Genomic DNA, 17,985 nt, shown 5'->3' on the forward strand with positions numbered 1-17,985 from the left:
TTTTGATGCTCTCATCGTAACCTTAAACAAAAGGAAGGAATACATCTATAGTCATTCATGCCAAACGGATAATTCATCAAAAAATGTGTTGGCAAATGGAATATCATGTTGTATTCGAAATGCTGCGGGCGTCATGCCCAAACGTTTTTGAAATAAATAATAAAAGTGTTTCATGTCGCTAATGCCGACCTCCTGTCCGATTGATTGTATGCTTCGGTCAGTGTGTTGCAGCAGCCATACGCTGTACAGTATTCGAATATGTTGCAGCATCTTGATAAAGGATGCTCCCGTTATTTGCTTGAATAGACGCTGGAAATACCGAAGACTCAAAGCTGCTTGATGACTGATTTCGCTCGCCGATAAAGGTTTGTTGAAATGGGATACCATATACTGCAACGTCGTATGGATTGGATATTGATATTCGCTAATTTCCGGAAGGGTTTATAGATGCAATTCCACACCTTAAACGGATGTTGGCCTAATAAATCAAAGGGCTGAAACACATGTGCTACTCCCTGGGTATGATAAACACATCGCCTCGTGAAACTAGAAATTTCTTGTTTTCGATGAAATGAATACCTTCGCCTTCCGCTACATATGCGATCTCCACAAAGTCATGCTGATGCTGAATTAAAAAGGTGTTTCTCTGCTAAAAGTCACTATGATTGGAGTATGAGAAACGAAAAGGTTACGTCCTTCGAGAAACGGGCTTGGTCTCATGGCTGATTCTCCATTTCATAATCGATAAAATTATCCGAATGGATGCTTTTTCTAAAAGGATGCCACTAAGCTAGCTAGGAATGGCACTTACTAGCGAAGAGGATTTCGTGACACATTTTAACATTAATCACAAACAGGTAAAGTATCCTGCTTATATTTAATAGCAGTAAACGTTGGAAGTCGTTATCTCCTTGTACGAACGGGCATGTACCAACGTACATTTATATTTTTGGATTTGCGTATATAATGGTACATAAAGAGGTGGGGAGATGGAAAGAAACAGGATATATGAGCTAAGCATATCAAGGGCCCCTATTTTATTATGGGTGGGGCTTGTTAATGCAGCAACCATTATTTTGCAGAATATGCTAGATCCGCGTTTAGTGCAGAGTTTAATATTTTTAGTAGTGATTTCGCTGCATGCCGTTTTTCATTGGAACAGTCATAGTCTCGTTAAAGATCGACCATGGGTATACTTTCTCATACAAGGACTGTTAATTTTTGTATCGGCCCTGCTCATGCCTGCAGGTTTTCCAGCAGCTTTAATCGGTCTTTTTCCAGTACTCATTGCACAAAGTGTTAGTATTTATTACCGTAAAGCACTAGCGTTGCATTAATGTTTCCTGAATCTTCAATTATTTCTGTCATATCTGCAAAAGCAGTTGCAAGGACGCGAAGGCTTGCGTCATATCGCTGACGATCTCTTATGTGAAGACTTGCAGCGTGAGCTTGGTCTGACCTCTATTTCGGCTGCTCAGCTCAGCCGCAAACATAAGCAGGTTGATCCAGAGATATTGCGACAGGTATTCGAACAACTGGCTAAACTTGCGTTGTCACGCCGAGGTACGTCTGCCCACCGTTACAAGATCAAAATCATCGACTCGACTACGGTGACGTTGTGTCTGCAAAAATTCAAGTGGGCGGAGTTCCGCAAGACAAAGGCCGGTATTAAAATTCATATGCGTCTTTGCTTTCTCAGTGAACAGGATGTGATCCCGGAGAAGGCGACTGTGACCGTAGCGAAGAAAAATGACCGCACTCAGTTGGATGAGCTTGTTCATGAACCGGGAGTTACCTATGAGTTTGACCGCGGTTATATCGACTACGCGGCCCTTGATCGCTACTGCCGAAACGGAATTTGGTTCGTCACTCGTTTGAAAAGCAATACGCATATTGAGCCGCTGAAGGAACTCGTGATCCCAGATGACAGCGTGGTTTCAGCCGATTGGCATGTCCGAATTGGATCGCAGCAGAAAAAAATGAAGTCGGTTCTGCGCATGGTACAAACCCATGACTCAGAAGGTAATCTACTCTTTTTGGTAACCAACCGCTTCGATTTGAGCAAGCAATATGTTCGTGATGCTACTGATCCCTAAAAGCGCAATGGCTGAACTTATGAAAGGCTGTGAGAAAAAGATGTTAAGCGTTCAGGAAGTGAAAATGAGCATAAACCGTCCAGAATGCAGGCAACTTCTCGTATTGTTTAAAAATAATTAAATTATTTGTTGGTTGATGCTGATAATACCGCTGCTCAGAGATTTTATGAAGGGGTTTGATAACAAAATTTAAATATGAATGGTAAGAAGTTAAATTAATCAGTTGACAAATTGAATGACTGTAACTATATTAGTTCTATCGGAATAAATTAATGAGTGCCTGTTTCAAGTACATAATTTACGCGATTATGTTGACCGTACTAGCGGAAACATTCCAAAGACAGGAGGGGTGTTTCTTTTTTTATGCCTTAAATGAAACTGAAATAGTTACACTCACTGCGCTTATAAATCCGATTATTTTTATATGTTTAATTAATTATAGAGGAAAGGAAGACCCCCAATGGCAGAGGTGATCAGATTAGCCACGCTTACAGATGCCCCACGGATTTTGGAATTGACGCATCGGGCATACGAATCAATACGCGAACTTGGGCTTGATTTTCCGGCTGCTTCAGCAGATCTGAACATGGTGGAAAACAATATCAATCTTAATCGGTGCTACATTTTACTAATTGATAATGTAATCATTTCTACGGTCTCAGTTGCGAAGGCCGAGTCGGTTCGAAAAGTGATAGATTACCCGTACGACTTCCCGTTTATATGGTGGTTTGCTACGGATCCCAGCTATGAAAGAAAGGGAATAGGTGGAAGATTGCTTGACGAGGTAGAGGCGATCATTCGCCGGGACTTGCGAGCATCAGCGGTTACCTTGGCAACCTCGACTCGCCACCCTTGGCTGATTGACATGTACAAAAGACGGGGATATGAACTGGTATTTGAAAGTGAAAAAGGGGAACGTGGAAGTTCTGTAATTCTCAAAAAAAACTTGTAATCGAAAATGAGGTGAAGCAGATGTCCATTAAATTGAGCGTGCTGGACCGCAGTCCTACAAATGAAGGGGAAAATCCGGCACAGGGAATATTGAACACAGTAAGATTGGCGCAAAAAGCGGATGAACTGGGATTTCATCGCTTCTGGGTATCAGAGCACCATGGCTCCGAAGTATTGGCTGGATCTTCTCCCGAGGTGTTCATTTCTCATTTGATTTCCAAAACCGATCGTATACGTATAGGTTCCGGCGGTGTGATGCTTCAGCACTATAGTCCATACAAGGTTGCGGAGAACTTCAATTTGTTGTCTGTGCTGGCTCCTGGCAGGGTAGATCTTGGAGTGGGGAGGGGGCCTGGAGGATTGCCAGTTACTACGCGGGCATTGTCGCCAGCAGTACATTCTGAAACGATACCTTTTACTGAGAAAATGGAGCATCTGGATCTTTACTTGCAGTCGGAGGGGGTTGAAGGACTCCGGGCACAGCCTTTACCATCCGTTCCACCCGAGCTACATGTGCTAGGGACAGGAGAATCCAGTGCTGAGCTGGCGGCCAAACAGGGGCTCCCTTTTGTATATGCCCATTTTATTAATGGAGATGAGCAATTACTCAAGAATTCCTTATCTGTATACAGAACAAGGTTCAACTTCTCCAAAGGAAGAACCCCCGGGCTCATTTTAGCCTTATCGGTGCTTTTTGCCGATACCGAAGAAGAGGCTAAGCGGCTGGCTGATGAAAAAATAACCTACAAGGTTCACTTCGACAGCGGAAAAACCATTTCCATCTTTTCGCTAGAGCTTGCTGAACGGTTAGGGCAACAAGCCAATGAACCCTATACAATTAAAGCCGAACCGACAAGCCTTCTTTATGGAACAAAAGAGACGTTGCTTAACAAAATTCATGAAATCAGCCTGCTTCATAACATTGAAGAAGTGATGATTTTACCCACAGCTCATGAATTTGAGCAAAGAATACAGGCCTACGAGTGGCTGTCTGCTGGTATAAAGCAATATCAAAAAGGAGAGAAAATTAGATGACTAAACAATTGAAATTAGGGTTAGGATTAACCGGAGTTGGAGCAAGTCATGTCGCTTGGCGAAGACCACAAGCGAATATTAAAGCAAGTGTGGACATCGATCATTACATTCATCAGGCACAGAAGGCGGAATTGGGCAAGTTTGATTTGCTCTTTGTCGCGGACGGTTTATTTATTAATGAAAAATCGTTACCTCATTTTCTTAATCGCTTCGAGCCGCTTACGATTTTGTCTGCATTGGCAACGGTGACCAAGCATGTAGGCTTGGTAGCGACAATTTCCACCTCTTATAGCGAGCCTTTTACAATATCCAGGCAACTGGCCTCTCTGGATCATATCAGTAAAGGCCGTGCGGGCTGGAATGTTGTAACCTCCCCACTGGAAGGCTCTGCATTAAATTATGGCAAGGCACACCCGGAACATGACGATCGTTATCATATTGCCGAGGAGTATCTTAAGGTAGTCAAAGGACTTTGGGATTCGTGGGAGGACGATGCATTTATTGGTGACAAGGAAAATGGCGTTTTCTTTGACCAAGGTAAGTTGCACACGCTGAATCATAAAGGGGAATATTTTTCGGTGCGTGGACCGTTGAACATTTCAAGATCACGGCAGGGGCAACCGGTGATCTTTCAAGCGGGAACGTCTTCCATCGGGCGCAAATTTGCCTCCGCTCATGCCGATTGCATATTCACAAACTTGGTATCTATTGAGAATGCAAGGGATTACTATCAAGATTTGAAGAAACAAGCATCTGAGTTGGGAAGAGATCCCGAATCGCTCTCCATTTTGCCAAGTATTCAGCCCATCCTGGGCAATACGCAAGAAGAGGCAGACGCCAAATTTCATGAAATCGGAAATCTGCTTAGTCCGGAAGATACTTTGAATTATTTGGGACGTTTCTTTGATCATTACGATTTCGCGCAATTTCCATTAGATCAGCCATTTCCTGATATTGGTGATATAGGAAGTAATGCATTTAAAGGGGGACAAGAACGTCTCAAGAGGGAAGCAAAAGAAAATGGCTGGACTCTCCGTGAAGTGGCACTGCAGGTGACACACCCACGCCATCCGTTTATTGGAACTCCGGAAAAGGTTGCGGATGAAATTCAGAAATGGTTTGAAACTGGAGCTGCAGACGGTTTTATTGTAGGAGAAAGTGAAGCAGGCGCATTTGATGAATTTGTAGACCTTGTCGTCCCCATCCTTCAGCAGAGGGGATTATTCCGTACTGAATATGACAAAGATACCTTCCGTGGAAATCTTGGCTTACCCATTCCTCAGAATCGATACAGCCAAACGGAAACCGTGTGAAACGATAACGTAGAAAAATAATTATTGGAGGCAAATTTGAATGAGGATTTTGAATTTCAAAAATATATTGATAGTATCAATCTCTCTTATCATTGCTATCTCTCTGACAGGATGCGGAGCAGCGAACAATGAGGCAGTTACCTCGGTCAACGGCTCGTCTCCATCGAACGAAGAGAAACCACAGTTGATTAAAGTCGGGACGTCGGCCGTTATTAAAAACGTATCTTTTCTTGACGATGCTGGGAAGCTGACTGGGTATGATGTGGAGGTTGTACGGGAAATTGATAGAAGGTTGCCGCAATACGAGTTTGAATTCGAAACGATGGACTTTCCAAATTTGTTTTTAAGTCTGGAAGCTCAAAAAATTGACTTTATTGCGATGCATCTGGAACAAAATGAAGAAAGAAGAACTAAATATCTCTTCAATAAAGAATTCTATGATTCATCTGAATTATTGGTGGCTGTCAATGAATCCAACACGAGCATTCATTCCATTGATGATTTGAAAGGAAAGACCGTCATTGTCCCACCGTCGACCAGTTCAGCTGCACTTGTCGAAAAATACAATAAAGATCATCAAAATGAAATCAAAGTGATATATGGTGATTATACAAATGCGGTTAATCAACTTAAGTCTGGTCGTGTGGATGCAACGGTCATCGATTCAGGTCTGGCAAAAAGCTTAAATCGTGATGCTAACGCTCAATTGAAACTGATTGGCGAAAATCTTCATACAGAATCGGGCGTATATTTCGCTTTCCGCCAAAAGGATGGTTCGGTGTTCAGTAATGCGGTGGATGAAGCGTTAAAAGCAATGAAGGAGGACGGGACGCTGACAAAATTGGCGGAACAATGGCTGAAAAGGGATTATCAATAATGTTAAAAAGGTGAGTCGAATGAATGGGAAACACTTTTGATTGGCAATCGGTTGTGAAATACTTGCTTATTTTAATACACTATTTGCCTGTTTCATTGATGATTCTCGTCTTGTCATTGATTCTTGGTAGCGTCGTGGGGGCGCTTCTAGCTGCCCCCCGTCTGTACAAATGGCCGATTGTGAACGGATGGAGTGGGGCCTGTATTTCTTTTTTTCGGGGTACGCCAATTATTATTCAACTCATCCTGATCTTTTATGGGCTGCCGGAATTGCTGAAACCTCTAGGCGTGGACTTATCGAGGGTCTCTCCTGCCGTGTTTGTTGTGCTTACATTCGGGCTGAATACCGGTGCTTCTCTGGCTGAAATCTATCGGCTTGCTGTCGATAGCGTTGATCGGGGGCAGTCTGAAGCGGCGGCCTCCGTCGGTATGACAGGCTGGAGCACCTTCTTCCGCATCGTATTTCCACAAGCATTTCGCATAGCCATGCCCCATCTGTCAAATGTAGTAGTAGCGAGTCTGAAGGATACCTCGCTCGCTTTTTCCGTAGGAGTGATGGATATGATGGGACGTGGAGAAGCAATCGGACTCGTTTCTTATCGGTTGCTTGAAGTTTATATCAGCTTAGCGATTATTTATTATATCATCTGTTTGACACTTCAATATGTGTTCGCGCGCATAGAGCATAAAATGCAACGATATACACGTATCATGACAAGCAGCTGAAATAGGTAGTCCGCACGCCGGAGAGTCAGCATACAAAGTGGAAGTGCGGACTGAAAGGAATGTCACAATAATGGCAAAAGCGTATGTGATACATGAGAATGATAGCTGGGTCGAACCTTTAAAACAAGCGTTGGAAGAAGAAAATATCCCGTATGAATTATGGCATCTCGATCATGGTGTGCTCGACATCAGTCAAGCTCCTCCCCAAGGGGTTTTTTACAATCGGATGAGTGCTTCTTCCCATACGAGAGGACATCGCTTTGCTCCTGAATATACATCGAATGTATTGGCTTGGCTTGAGCATCATGGTCGTAAGGTGCTCAACGAGAGCCGTGCGCTTGAACTGGAGCTTAGCAAAATCAAACAATATCTGGAACTGCGTTCCTATGGGGTGGAAATTCCTTTTACTGTTGCAGCGGTCGGCAAGGAAGAGCTGTTGCAAGAAGCAAGCCGTTTCCCTTATCGTCCTTTCATAACCAAGCATAATCGGGCAGGTAAAGGGCTGGGTGTTTACCTGTTCGACAAGTATGAAGATCTGGAACGGTATGTGAATAGTCCGTCGTTCGAAGAACCAATCGACGGGATTACACTGCTGCAGCAGTACATTCATAACGAAGAGCAATATATTACCCGATGTGAATTTATCGATGGAAAATTTTATTACGCTGTCCGTGTCGATACGTCCGAAGGTTTCGAGCTGTGCCCAGCCGATGCATGCCAAATTGGCGACAGATTTTGCCCGGCGCCTGGTCAGGCAGTTAAAGCGAAATTTCAAGTCTTAGAGTCGTTTGAAAGTCCGCTTATCCCGGTTTATGAAGCAATGTTAAAGAAAAACGGCATTAGCTTTGCCGGTATAGAATTTATTACGGATCGAGAGGGAACCGCTTATACGTACGATATCAATACGAATACGAATTATAATTCAGAAGCGGAAGCCATTGCTGGTGTTGGCGGGATGAAAGCGATCGCTAGGACGATGGGAAAATATTTGCAGGAATGGTACGCGGCGAAGAAGTGAAAGTCAGACCTCTAATAGCTGTCCGTACGTTAACATTCGGGAGGTGGCATCGATTACTTTCGATTTTTCATTTTTTTGGGAAGCTTTGAACCAAATTGTTGGTGCCTTACCGCTTACCTTGTATATTACCATCTCGTCAATTGTCATCGGTTTAATCGTTGGGCTGACAGTGGCCTTGATTCGTTTGAAAAAAACAGTGATTCTTCATCCACTCGCTGAGTTCTATGTATCTTTCACAAGGGGAACGCCTGTCGTCTTGCATTTGTACATTGTATATTTAGGCCTTCCTATGGTTTGGGATGTGATAGCGACTCAATATCATTGGGGAATTTACTCCAAAGATATTCCATTGACTGCATTGGTCATAGCAGCTTTGTCTCTTACGGCTGGAGCATATATGTCAGAAATTATTAGATCAGGATTTATGGCCGTACCGGAGGGGCAGTTGGAAGCGGCATACTCAGTCGGGATGACGACGTTTCAGGCGGTTTATCGAGTTGTTTTTCCACAAGCGCTTGGCGCCAGTATTCCTGGGATATGCAACTTAATAGTAGGTATTTTGCATGGTTCTTCTTTGGCTTATTTGGTCACTCTACTGGAGATCAACGGAGTCGCGATGATGTTGGGGAGCCAAAAGTGGAGCTTCCTTGAACCGCTAATGGCTGCGGCGTTGATTTACTGGGGAGTTGTATTGTTCATTGAACGAATTGCGGCTGTCTTGGAGAAACGTTGGAAGAGTTATAGCGACGGGGGAGTAGCATGATCAAATTGACAAACTTGCACAAATCATACGGTAAACATGAGGTGCTGAAGGGTATTGATCTTTTGGTGCAGACAGGAGAAGTCACGACGGTTCTAGGCCCGAGCGGTTCAGGAAAATCCACATTGCTTCGCTGCGTCAATTTTTTAGATAAGGCGGATGAGGGCGTGGTTACGGTTGGGGATACGATGGTTTCCTGCCAAAAACCAACCAAACGGGAGGTGCTTCGATTACGCCGAAAAACGGCCATGGTGTTTCAACATTATAATTTGTTTAAGCATAAGACCGTATTGGAAAATGTGATGGAAGGCCTGATCGTCGCCCAGAAACAAAGTAAAACCGCAGCGAAGGAGAAAGCCGCAGCCGTATTGGAAAAGGTAGGATTGTCCGATAAATTGGAGTCGTATCCAAGCCAGCTTTCAGGCGGTCAGCAGCAGCGTGTAGGAATTGCCCGGGCACTTGCACTGGATCCGGAAATTATTTTGTTCGATGAGCCTACCTCTGCGCTTGATCCCGAGCTTGTAGGGGAAGTGCTAGCAGTCATTCGCAACATTGCAAGAGAAGGGATTACGATGATGATCGTCACGCATGAGTTGAATTTTGCTCGTGAAGTCGCAAATCATGTGATTTTTATGACAGACGGGAAGATCATCGAAGAGGGAACGCCGGAGCTCTTGTTCAATCAGCCTAAGGAAGAGAGAACCCGTCAATTTTTTCAGCGATTTATGAACGACCACAGTTATAGTATATAGCTATTTTATTGCTCTTTTTTTAATTCCGAATGGATCTGATTTTATGGAAACGAAAGGATGACATGAAAAATGGTAGATCAACGTTTAAAGTCAGTACGAGATAGCTTATTCAAGCCGGTTGAGATTTCCGGCCTCTCCTTAAAAAATCGGATTGTCATGGCTCCTATGACAAGAGGTTTTTCTGAAAATGGGGTTCCTGATGAAAATGTAGCAGCCTATTACCGTCGCCATGCGGAAAGCGGTGTGGGTCTGATAATAACAGAAGGAACCCTTATTGATCATCCCGCTGCATCGGCCAGTCCAAATTGGCCGCATATTCACGGAGAGGAGGCGCTCAAAGGGTGGGCAAAGGTTGTTGCTTCTGTCCATGAAGAGGGTGGGAAAATTGTTCCTCAATTATGGCACCTGGGAACCGCAAGAAAAATAGGAAGCTTGCCCAATCCGGAGGCATTACCAATCGGTCCATCGGGTCTGGATGCCGATGGCAATAAAGTTAACGAACCAATGTCTGAAAGCGAAATCGCAGATTTGGTGTCGGCCTATGCGCAGGCTGCTGCCGCAGCAAAGCAAACTGGTTTTGACGGAATTGAAATTCACGGAGCACATGGCTACTTGATTGATCAGTTTTTCTGGGCAAAAACCAATAGAAGAACGGACAAATACGGTGGGGATTTCATAAGCCGTACCCGCTTTGCGGCTGAGGTCGTTCAGGCATGCCGTCAAGCCGTTGGTTCCGATTTTCCGATCCTGTTCCGCTTCTCGCAATGGAAAGGAAATCATTATGAAGCCAAGCTGGTAGAAACACCGAAGCAACTGGAGCAATTCCTCAGCCCGCTAGTCGATGCAGGGGTCCATGTATTTCATGCTTCCACCCGACAGTTTTGGCAGCCGGAGTTTGAGAATTCCCAACTGAATCTGGCTGGATGGACCAAGAAATTGACAGGACTGCCCACTATAACTGTAGGCTCGGTAGCCTTGGAAAAAGATTTTTGGGAGCAGACGGAACAAATCCAGCGGCTTGAGGAAATACTGGGGCAGGACGAGGCGGATTTGGTCGCAATCGGAAGGTCGTTGCTAGCGAATCCACTGTGGGTGCGACAAGTTAGTGAAGCCCGTTTTTCGGACTGGACAAACTACGACAGCGAAATCTTAAAACATTTAAACTAAGAGCATTAGCCCTGTGTGAGCAGGGCTTTTCTCGTTGGATAAGGAGAAATTGGATGAGCACAAATGAAGCCAACCAGCCTGTTACACAAAAAATGGAGGCCGCTCTTCCAAAAGAAGGGCTGATTATATTCTTAGTGGGCTTCGCAGTTGTGCTCGTCATCATGAACACTGCTATGTTCAATCTGGCCATATCAGATTTATCTCATTTTTTTGAATTGCCTTTATCAACGATATCTTTAGCAATAACAGGGTATTCAATCATGTTTGCTATTGCCTCGATTACATATAGCAGGCTGTCAGACTTTGTTCCCATCCATTTATTGTTTACAACTAGCCTCATAACTACTGGAATTGCTTCTATTGTAGGTTTTTTTAGTCATCACTTTTGGGTATTATTAATCGCCCGAATAATGCAAGCTGCTGGAGCTGGGGCTATTATATCTTTATCCATCGTTCTCTTAACCAGATATGTGCCCATTAAGCGGCGAGGGAAAACAATGTCCATTATTATGTCCTCCGTTTCGCTTGGTCTTGGTCTTGGACCGATTACTGGTGGATTTGTCGTAGAATTTTTGGGTTGGCAATACCTTTTTGCTATTTCATCTTTAACATTGATACTTGTCCCTCTCCTATTTCGACTAATACCGAAAGAACGATTTGTAAAAGGAAAGTTTGATGTGCAGGGAGCCTGTTATATCAGCATCGGCACCGCTGGCATACTCCTTTTTTTGACTAATCAATCATGGTCATCTTTATGTATTGGTCTACTTGGGCTAGTGTTATTTGTTTTTCGAATACTTCGTACGCCAAAACCATTTGTTCAACCTTCTTTATTCATAAACAAAACCTATATCTCATTATCGTTAATAGGGATATTAGCTTATTTGTGCAATTTCTCATCCTTATACTTACTTCCTCAGGTGTTAATAAATCATTTTAATTTAAGTGCCAGTCAGGCGGGTTTTGTTATTTTTCCAGGGGCGTTGTTGTCTATGCTTGCCTCACGGAAGATAGGTGCCATAATTGATCGCAATGGCAATAGCAGTATACTACGCTTTGTACCAATCCTTATTCTTGCAGCTACATGTCTATTTGCGATTATAGGCGTTCGGTTCTGGATCGCCAATATATTTGTCTTTTTATTAATGAATCTTGGATTTACGATGCTTGGAAGCAGTGTTTCTAATGAAATATCCCGTATCCTTCCTCCATCGGAAATTAGTTCTGGTATAGGACTATATCAACTTTTACAGTTTTTAAGTGGCGCATTTGGTATTGCTGGGGTATCTAGTGCACTGCGTTGGCAACATAATTATTCTCTCCCAATCGCTTACGCTAATATATTTTGGGGATTATTTATCTTCGCATTATTAACTAATTGCTTTTCATACTATTATCGTAAATTAACTATATCCTCATAAGCTATCCCTCCTCCTCCTTCCGGAATAGTGAGACTTGGCTTGTGTTCAAACGATGCAAAATTACAGCGCAAAAACCGCATTTTTGACGTTCGGTGTGTCAATTGGTCAATCTAGGCATCGCTGCGGTATAAATCAAATCGAATCTATGTGGCCGCGATTGACAGTACCTCAAACCGTGTGAGAGCCTCCACTCATACAGCTAGACGTTGTACCTGATATCAAATCCTGATATGATAAATCGAGTGGAAAAGGGCAGTTTGAAGTCACAGCAACTTTGCTTCTCATACAAGGCTACTCGATTCTATTCTGGCTGAGTATGCGGCCGAGAATAACTTGCGGAAAAAGTCCATTCTGTTATGTAACGAAAACAAGATATTGAATCAGGCGCTATTCATTACTAGCGTGAATGGAGGAGGGAAATGAATGGCAGTCGTAAGTCGTTATACCGTTGCACTGCATATATTGACTTTGTTGGCCTACAGTGCCACAGAACATTCAAAAGAATATTTGACTTCAGAGTTTATAGCAAAAAGTGTGAATACCAACCCCGTTTTTATACGCAGAATATTGTCTACGTTATCCAAGGCGGGGCTGGTCAATGTAAGGCATGGTACAGGAGCAGGGTGGTGCTTGGCAGTAGAGCCTAGGAAGATTTCGTTATTAAACGTTTATGAAGCGGTTGAGCAGAAAGAACTTTTTGATTATCATCACAGTACGCCAAACCCTATCTGTCCAATCGGAGGGAATATTAGTTCTGCTTTAGAGCCTCTATATTTCTCTGCGGAGCAGGCCATGAAAGCTGAATTGGCTAGATCGTCAATTGGAGACTTATTAACAGATACGATGCAGTTATCAAGCAAGTAAAGGGCAAGGATAACATTTAACTCGCAATTCATTTTGAGACAGCTCTATTAGTAGCATTCCAAGATCCCCTTCCCATACTACGAAGTACTCCCCTTAAAGTGGATATTGGAAAAACCCGTATGGGAATCCGATGATACTTTAGGGGGTGTATTTTTTTATGAGGAAGATAGAGCAGCTAAATAAATCATACACAAAGGAAAAAAGGCAAGAGGCCTTACGTTTAGATGAAGAAGCTAAGTGGACGTACAGACAAATTACTGAAAAGTTTAGAATACAAGATTAAGATAGAGTTCGTATATGGGTTTATAAGTTTAGAAAACTACATGAAGGCTCTTCAAAAGAACGAGTTACTCCATGTCTGAGGTGATTCATAAAGCATATTTGACTCAAGAAGGGATGAAGACTACAGGAACGCTTTACGTTTTCTGAAAGTAGTGGATGCAGCGGCTGTCTATCATAATTCCTCGACAAGGTTTACCAGGGGGTGAATTTGGCTTCGATGCGGAGATCGGTATAGAATTTTCAAAATAAAACATGGAGGTAACGATAATAAAAGCAATATTTCTCGATTTTTACGGAACAGTTGTATATGAAAACGGACCTATATCTTATGAAGTGATTAAGCGGGTTTTCAAAAGTGGAAATGCGAAGACGCCAGAAGATTTACTGAACTCCTTTTACATTTCCAATCGCAGGAGCGTGCAAAAGAACTATGCGACATGATGGTCGAACATTGGTGTAATCCGCCTATCTATGATGATGCAAAATCATTCATGGAAAACATACAGTTTCCTGTCTATTTTGTGACCAATATATGGAATATTAGAAAACTAAAACTAAATATAGCAGCTAAAGACAGAGACGAATATCGACTGAAAAGTGATATTTGTCTCTTCTCTTTTTTTAACAGTAACGATGATTTAAGAAAATTATTCTCTGTATCATAGGCATTAAGTCAATTTTTTATCATCGTACGTAGGTATTGAATGTTTCAGTAAATTCTTGGCGATTGTTTTCCTGCAGCAAGGAAGCTATCGCTCATGCTGAGATCATCAACGGAACGTGCCAGCACAAGCGATCCGACCATGATACTGAGCAAAGCACTTCCAGTAGACTTATCTATATCCGCCAAATCAGAGATAAATTCAATAATTCGTAACGCCACTAATATGAAAAAAACCGTTACACGTCATTAAGGATGTGTAGCGGTTAAAAATACATTTTAAAGAATGCTGATGAATAAGAAGGTGGGTGTACAGACCATTGTTCACTGAAGATCCGAATAAAATATTTACAGCTTATCGCATCATCGGAACGAAATGGACGATCCATATTTTATTCACCCTTTCTCAAGGTCCGAAGAAATTCGGTGAAATTTTCGAAAGCATTCCTTCCATTTCCGAAATGATCCTCTCCAGACGTTTAAAGGGTCTTCAACATGATAACTTGGTCAAAAGAACAATTCTGACACGCCCTAGTGCGAATATCCAAAATGCCTTCCTTAGAGTAGGCGTTGATGAAGGGGGAAGAAGTGGTTTATCTTATACCCTTATCGTGGATGAACAGCAGGCAGAAGAAGACATTGTGTTAAATAAAAAGCATTTTAGGATATTGGTTCACGCGAACAGTATTCCATATATTGATGGTCTTGAGATTGACTATGAAGAAAGTGGAATGCTAGGCGGATTCACCATGAATAATCCAAATGCCAAAGTTTCGTGTGGATGCGGGGCCAGTTTCAGAATGGTCTGAAAAAACAGATGCCTGGATCTTACAGGATGAACTTCTCCAAATTGACTGTAATGAAAATGGCATATTTTCAAGCAAAATCTCCTATTGAATATGTGGATCATATTCTTGAGCACGACCCCACTTTTTAAACATTTAACTTTACAAAGTGGAATGCTTAATGTATATTCAGAATGATAAGAGGTTTAATTTACCATAATAACCATCAAATTACGGAGGTGTGGAAGACAAACAACAATCAGATTGGGATTTTTGATGCTCAGTACAGGGCGCCTACAATTGGTATTATGCTGGTTCTGGCAACCGTAGCTTTCGAAGGACTGGCTATCACGACTATTGCCGCGAAAATGGCACAAAGTTTAGAGGGCATTCATTTATACGGTTGGATCTTCAGCGCATTTTTGTTATCTCAGCTTATTGGAACCTTGGTTATGGGTCAGCAGGTTGACAAGCGCGGTGTTTTTACATCCATGCTGGTATCTTTTAGTGTTTTTGTGCTAGGAACTGTGGTCTCCGCTATTTCTTTCGATATGCACATGCTTATTGCCGGAAGAGCCCTTCAAGGTTTTGGAGCGGGGGCCCTGATCACATGCGTTTATACCTGTGTGACATTGCATTATCCAGATGCACTTCGTACTCAAATCCTGGCCGCATTCTCCATGGCATTTGTACTGCCTTCCTTGATCGGGCCTTATGTAGCAGGCCTTATTGCTTCCTATATCTCGTGGCGATATGTTTTCTGGATCGTTCTACCTTTGATTGGATTGGCGCTCAGTCTTACATTCCGCTCTTTCCGTGATTTGCAGCTTCGGCAAGATCTGACAGGTCCAGCGCGAGCAACCGACTCGAAGATTATTTATGCGATTCTACTTGCCGTTGGAACGGGGCTGTTACTCACAGGACTTGGTATGATAACCGATTGGAAAGGCATAGTACTCACTTTGGGTGGATTAGTCGTCATGATCCCACCAATGCGTAAACTGCTGCCTGTGGGCACTTTTTCGGTAAAAAAAGGATTGCCTGCTACTTTGGTTTCCAGAGGGCTATATGTTGCTTGTTATTTTACAACGGAAAGTTTTGTGATCTTGGCACTAACCGAAGTGAAGGGGTTATCAGCTGACCTTGCTGGCCTTCTTGTAGCAGCAGGTTCTCTGAGCTGGTCCGCCGCAGCGTGGTTGCAAGCCAAGCTTGATGCACGAGATCAAGGTCTTGCCCGAAAGGGCAGAGTCATGACCGGCATTGGGATTATGATCGCTGGAACTGTACTCGTGATCCTGGCTCTTATTTTGACGGACGGTGGAATTATACTCATCCTTCTCTCGCAAATGATTACAGGGTTCGGTGTTGGATTGGCCAACCCTACTACTGCAGCCATTGCTTTACAACATGCCATGCCCAGGAAAGAGGGAGAAATGTCCGCGAATCTGCAATTTGTGGATTCCTTCTATATGGGAGTAAACATTGGAGTTGGTGGCGCTCTGATTGCCTTGTCCGAAACTTTACAATGGGGCATATCGACAGGCGTTTTGATCGTGTTAACACTGCAATTACTATTGGTTTTGTTAAGTTTCTTGGCAGCACTACGAATTAACAAACTCGTTCATCAAGAACATCATCCGATCAGCCAGGTGAAGGACAACATTTCCATGTAACGGATGACGGCCGCGTCGTTAAATACATCACGAAGAACGGGGGACAAATTGCATTGGGAGGTGGATAAGATGGCACGTGTATTAGTAGTCATTACTCCAGCTGAAGGACATGTGAATCCGTCGTTAGGATTAGTTACTCAGTTGACGAACAATGGTGAGGAAGTCATCTATGTGTGCACGGAGGAGTATCGTTCCCGAATTGAACAAACTGGTGCCCAGATACTTACCTATCCATTTCCACAAGATGCCTTCTCTCATGATCCGGTGTTGAAACCCCAGGAGTACAAGCATTCTTATCAGTTCATTTATATGATGGTAAGCGGTATCATTCGGAGGATCATCCCCAATGTGCTGCGAGTAATAGAGAATCAAAAGTTTGACTATATAATCTTTGATTCCCTGATGGGATGGGGAGGGACTATTCTTGCAGAAAAACTGGGAATTCCCGCGGTGTGTTCGATTGCCTCCTTTGCTTTTGTAGAGCCTCTCGGGTCTGGATCAGACCTTAATGAGACGGAGACGAAGGAGCTTTATGAGACAACGATGAAGATAACAACTGAGTTATCCGAAGAGTTTCAAGTGAGTATTCCAGCCATGGAAGAGATTCCGGCACATGCAGGTCAGTTAAAGCTCGTGTACACCAGCCGTTATTTTCAGCCGCAGGCAGAAAAGCTGGATGATCGTTTTATTTTCACTGGTCCTTCGATCATAACACGTCAAGATGCTCCGGCCTTCTCGTTCGAGCTGCTTCGTGAACGGTACCCTCAAACCGTGTACATTGCCATGGGTACGATTTTAAATAAGAACTTGGATTTCTATCAGCTTTGCTTTGAAGCATTAGGGGATCTACCCGTGAATGTTGTTCTATCTTCAGGGAAATACACGGATATGGAGCCGCTGACGGAACAAATTCCTCCTAATTTTATCGTCAAGCCATACATTGCACAGTTGGACATGCTGCAGCATACAGATGTTTTTATTACACATGCTGGAATGAACAGCACGAGTGAGGCGCTATATTACAACGTTCCGATGGTGATGATCCCATTAACGTCAGATCAGCCTCTTGTTGCAGATCGGGTACAGGAGTTGGGCGCGGGTATTACTTTGAATAAACATAACCTCAGTGCAACTGATTTGAGAGAGGCGTTAACAGAAGTCCTACACAATTCACATTATAAACGGCAGGCTTACCTCATCGGTGAATCTTTACGCCAGGCTGGCGGTTACAAGCGGGCCGCCGAAATGATCATGAGTCATATGGGTTCAGCCCGAGGAAGTTACACAATTTAGTGGTGTTCCATTCAAAGTGAAGTGCTCCCTGTCAAGTGGACAGTGTAAAAAACAAAAAAACAGTTCGGTTGTCTAAGGAAAATATAGTACTAGACTGAAAATTATCAAGACCTAAACTTAAAAAAATCAAGTTAAATAAAGGGCTCTACATATTATGCATGACTAATATGTGGAACCCTTTATGTTTAACTATCGTTACCATCGTATTATGAGGTCAGCCAGTTATTACTGGTTGACCACTTTTTATTTTGGTGGTGTATTTGTCAGTAGCCGGGGCAGATCGGTCGTTCCCCTGGGTCCGTAACCCGTCGC

General features: G+C 43.1%; 18 protein-coding genes and 2 pseudogenes. 18 read left to right on the forward strand and 2 right to left on the reverse strand.

The features are described from left to right. Positions 1–51: 51 nt before the first annotated feature. Both AC6B99_RS30920 and AC6B99_RS30925 read right to left on the reverse strand, forming a co-directional pair. Positions 52–387 (reverse strand): helix-turn-helix domain-containing protein, encoded by a 336-nt coding sequence (locus AC6B99_RS30920; protein WP_496664961.1) that lies wholly within the window; start codon positions 385–387, stop codon positions 52–54. Between the two features lie 121 nt (positions 388–508). Continuing rightward, the gene (locus AC6B99_RS30925; protein WP_496664967.1) at positions 509–631 is read right to left on the reverse strand and encodes an AraC family ligand binding domain-containing protein; all 123 of its coding nucleotides are present in this window, start codon (positions 629–631) and stop codon (positions 509–511) included. 358 nt (positions 632–989) lie between these two features. On the opposite strand from AC6B99_RS30925, the gene AC6B99_RS30930 reads away from it, so the two are divergent. The 18 genes and pseudogenes from AC6B99_RS30930 to AC6B99_RS31015 all read left to right on the forward strand — a co-directional run bounded on the left by AC6B99_RS30930 (position 990) and on the right by AC6B99_RS31015 (position 17,673). Then, positions 990–1,337 (forward strand): hypothetical protein, encoded by a 348-nt coding sequence (locus tag AC6B99_RS30930; protein ID WP_496664962.1) that lies wholly within the window; start codon positions 990–992, stop codon positions 1,335–1,337. Positions 1,338–1,370: 33 nt separating this feature from the next. Continuing rightward, positions 1,371–2,096, forward strand: a complete 726-nt coding sequence (locus AC6B99_RS30935; RefSeq protein ID WP_494880786.1) for an IS4 family transposase — start codon at positions 1,371–1,373, stop codon at positions 2,094–2,096. A gap of 460 nt (positions 2,097–2,556) precedes the next feature. Beyond that, positions 2,557–3,048 carry a GNAT family N-acetyltransferase gene (locus AC6B99_RS30940; protein WP_056038984.1) on the forward strand — a complete coding sequence of 164 codons (492 nt, stop codon included), beginning with the start codon at positions 2,557–2,559 and terminating at the stop codon, positions 3,046–3,048. A gap of 20 nt (positions 3,049–3,068) precedes the next feature. Next, entirely contained in the window at positions 3,069–4,082 is a 1,014-nt protein-coding gene (locus AC6B99_RS30945; protein WP_056038982.1) for an MsnO8 family LLM class oxidoreductase, read from the forward strand. Continuing rightward, on the forward strand, positions 4,079–5,395 hold the full coding sequence (locus tag AC6B99_RS30950) for an LLM class flavin-dependent oxidoreductase (RefSeq protein WP_056038979.1): 1,317 nt from the start codon (positions 4,079–4,081) through the stop codon (positions 5,393–5,395). The genes AC6B99_RS30945 and AC6B99_RS30950 overlap by 4 nt, the downstream gene beginning before the upstream one ends. 40 nt (positions 5,396–5,435) lie before the next feature. Then, positions 5,436–6,272, forward strand: a complete 837-nt coding sequence (locus tag AC6B99_RS30955; protein WP_494880759.1) for a transporter substrate-binding domain-containing protein — start codon at positions 5,436–5,438, stop codon at positions 6,270–6,272. Between the two features lie 23 nt (positions 6,273–6,295). After that, a complete protein-coding gene (locus tag AC6B99_RS30960; protein WP_056038974.1) occupies positions 6,296–6,997 on the forward strand; it encodes an amino acid ABC transporter permease in 702 nt (233 codons plus the stop codon). A gap of 70 nt (positions 6,998–7,067) precedes the next feature. Continuing rightward, the gene (locus tag AC6B99_RS30965; protein WP_494861575.1) at positions 7,068–8,015 is read left to right on the forward strand and encodes an ATP-grasp domain-containing protein; all 948 of its coding nucleotides are present in this window, start codon (positions 7,068–7,070) and stop codon (positions 8,013–8,015) included. Between the two features lie 43 nt (positions 8,016–8,058). Continuing rightward, complete coding sequence (locus AC6B99_RS30970; protein WP_327204932.1) at positions 8,059–8,778, forward strand: amino acid ABC transporter permease; 720 nt, start codon at positions 8,059–8,061, stop codon at positions 8,776–8,778. Beyond that, positions 8,775–9,527 (forward strand): amino acid ABC transporter ATP-binding protein, encoded by a 753-nt coding sequence (locus tag AC6B99_RS30975; RefSeq protein WP_056038966.1) that lies wholly within the window; start codon positions 8,775–8,777, stop codon positions 9,525–9,527. The genes AC6B99_RS30970 and AC6B99_RS30975 overlap by 4 nt, the downstream gene beginning before the upstream one ends. 69 nt (positions 9,528–9,596) lie before the next feature. Next, positions 9,597–10,694 (forward strand): NADH:flavin oxidoreductase, encoded by a 1,098-nt coding sequence (locus AC6B99_RS30980; protein WP_496664963.1) that lies wholly within the window; start codon positions 9,597–9,599, stop codon positions 10,692–10,694. 53 nt (positions 10,695–10,747) lie between these two features. Next, complete coding sequence (locus AC6B99_RS30985; RefSeq protein ID WP_496664964.1) at positions 10,748–12,115, forward strand: MFS transporter; 1,368 nt, start codon at positions 10,748–10,750, stop codon at positions 12,113–12,115. 423 nt (positions 12,116–12,538) lie between these two features. Next, positions 12,539–12,979 (forward strand): Rrf2 family transcriptional regulator, encoded by a 441-nt coding sequence (locus AC6B99_RS30990; protein WP_056038957.1) that lies wholly within the window; start codon positions 12,539–12,541, stop codon positions 12,977–12,979. Between the two features lie 398 nt (positions 12,980–13,377). Then, positions 13,378–13,507: pseudogene (gene proA / locus AC6B99_RS30995) on the forward strand (glutamate-5-semialdehyde dehydrogenase); the annotation flags it as partial. Positions 13,508–14,230: 723 nt separating this feature from the next. Next, positions 14,231–14,437: pseudogene (locus AC6B99_RS31000) on the forward strand (winged helix-turn-helix transcriptional regulator); the annotation flags it as partial. Further along, positions 14,426–14,731 (forward strand): iron-sulfur cluster assembly accessory protein, encoded by a 306-nt coding sequence (locus AC6B99_RS31005; RefSeq protein ID WP_494880788.1) that lies wholly within the window; start codon positions 14,426–14,428, stop codon positions 14,729–14,731. The pseudogene AC6B99_RS31000 and the gene AC6B99_RS31005, both read left to right, overlap by 12 nt. Before the next feature lie 284 nt (positions 14,732–15,015). Beyond that, on the forward strand, positions 15,016–16,380 hold the full coding sequence (locus tag AC6B99_RS31010) for an MFS transporter (protein ID WP_494862302.1): 1,365 nt from the start codon (positions 15,016–15,018) through the stop codon (positions 16,378–16,380). Positions 16,381–16,449: 69 nt separating this feature from the next. Next, a complete protein-coding gene (locus AC6B99_RS31015) occupies positions 16,450–17,673 on the forward strand; it encodes a macrolide family glycosyltransferase (RefSeq protein WP_056038933.1) in 1,224 nt (407 codons plus the stop codon). The last annotated feature ends 312 nt before the right edge of the window (positions 17,674–17,985 follow it).

The organism is Paenibacillus liaoningensis, from assembly GCF_059609455.1.

Excerpts from the sequence above, each read along its gene's own strand:
- AC6B99_RS30920 (WP_496664961.1), bottom strand. The coding sequence starts at position 387 with ATGGTATCCCATTTCAACAAACCTTTATCGGCGAGCGAAATCAGTCAT.
- AC6B99_RS30930 (WP_496664962.1), top strand. The coding sequence starts at position 990 with ATGGAAAGAAACAGGATATATGAGCTAAGCATATCAAGGGCCCCTATT.
- AC6B99_RS30940 (WP_056038984.1), top strand. The coding sequence starts at position 2,557 with ATGGCAGAGGTGATCAGATTAGCCACGCTTACAGATGCCCCACGGATT.
- AC6B99_RS30945 (WP_056038982.1), top strand. The coding sequence starts at position 3,069 with ATGTCCATTAAATTGAGCGTGCTGGACCGCAGTCCTACAAATGAAGGG.
- AC6B99_RS30950 (WP_056038979.1), top strand. The coding sequence starts at position 4,079 with ATGACTAAACAATTGAAATTAGGGTTAGGATTAACCGGAGTTGGAGCA.
- AC6B99_RS30955 (WP_494880759.1), top strand. The coding sequence starts at position 5,436 with ATGAGGATTTTGAATTTCAAAAATATATTGATAGTATCAATCTCTCTT.
- AC6B99_RS30960 (WP_056038974.1), top strand. The coding sequence starts at position 6,296 with ATGGGAAACACTTTTGATTGGCAATCGGTTGTGAAATACTTGCTTATT.
- AC6B99_RS30965 (WP_494861575.1), top strand. The coding sequence starts at position 7,068 with ATGGCAAAAGCGTATGTGATACATGAGAATGATAGCTGGGTCGAACCT.
- AC6B99_RS30975 (WP_056038966.1), top strand. The coding sequence starts at position 8,775 with ATGATCAAATTGACAAACTTGCACAAATCATACGGTAAACATGAGGTG.
- AC6B99_RS30980 (WP_496664963.1), top strand. The coding sequence starts at position 9,597 with ATGGTAGATCAACGTTTAAAGTCAGTACGAGATAGCTTATTCAAGCCG.
- AC6B99_RS30985 (WP_496664964.1), top strand. The coding sequence starts at position 10,748 with ATGAGCACAAATGAAGCCAACCAGCCTGTTACACAAAAAATGGAGGCC.
- AC6B99_RS30990 (WP_056038957.1), top strand. The coding sequence starts at position 12,539 with ATGGCAGTCGTAAGTCGTTATACCGTTGCACTGCATATATTGACTTTG.
- AC6B99_RS31010 (WP_494862302.1), top strand. The coding sequence starts at position 15,016 with ATGCTGGTTCTGGCAACCGTAGCTTTCGAAGGACTGGCTATCACGACT.
- AC6B99_RS31015 (WP_056038933.1), top strand. The coding sequence starts at position 16,450 with ATGGCACGTGTATTAGTAGTCATTACTCCAGCTGAAGGACATGTGAAT.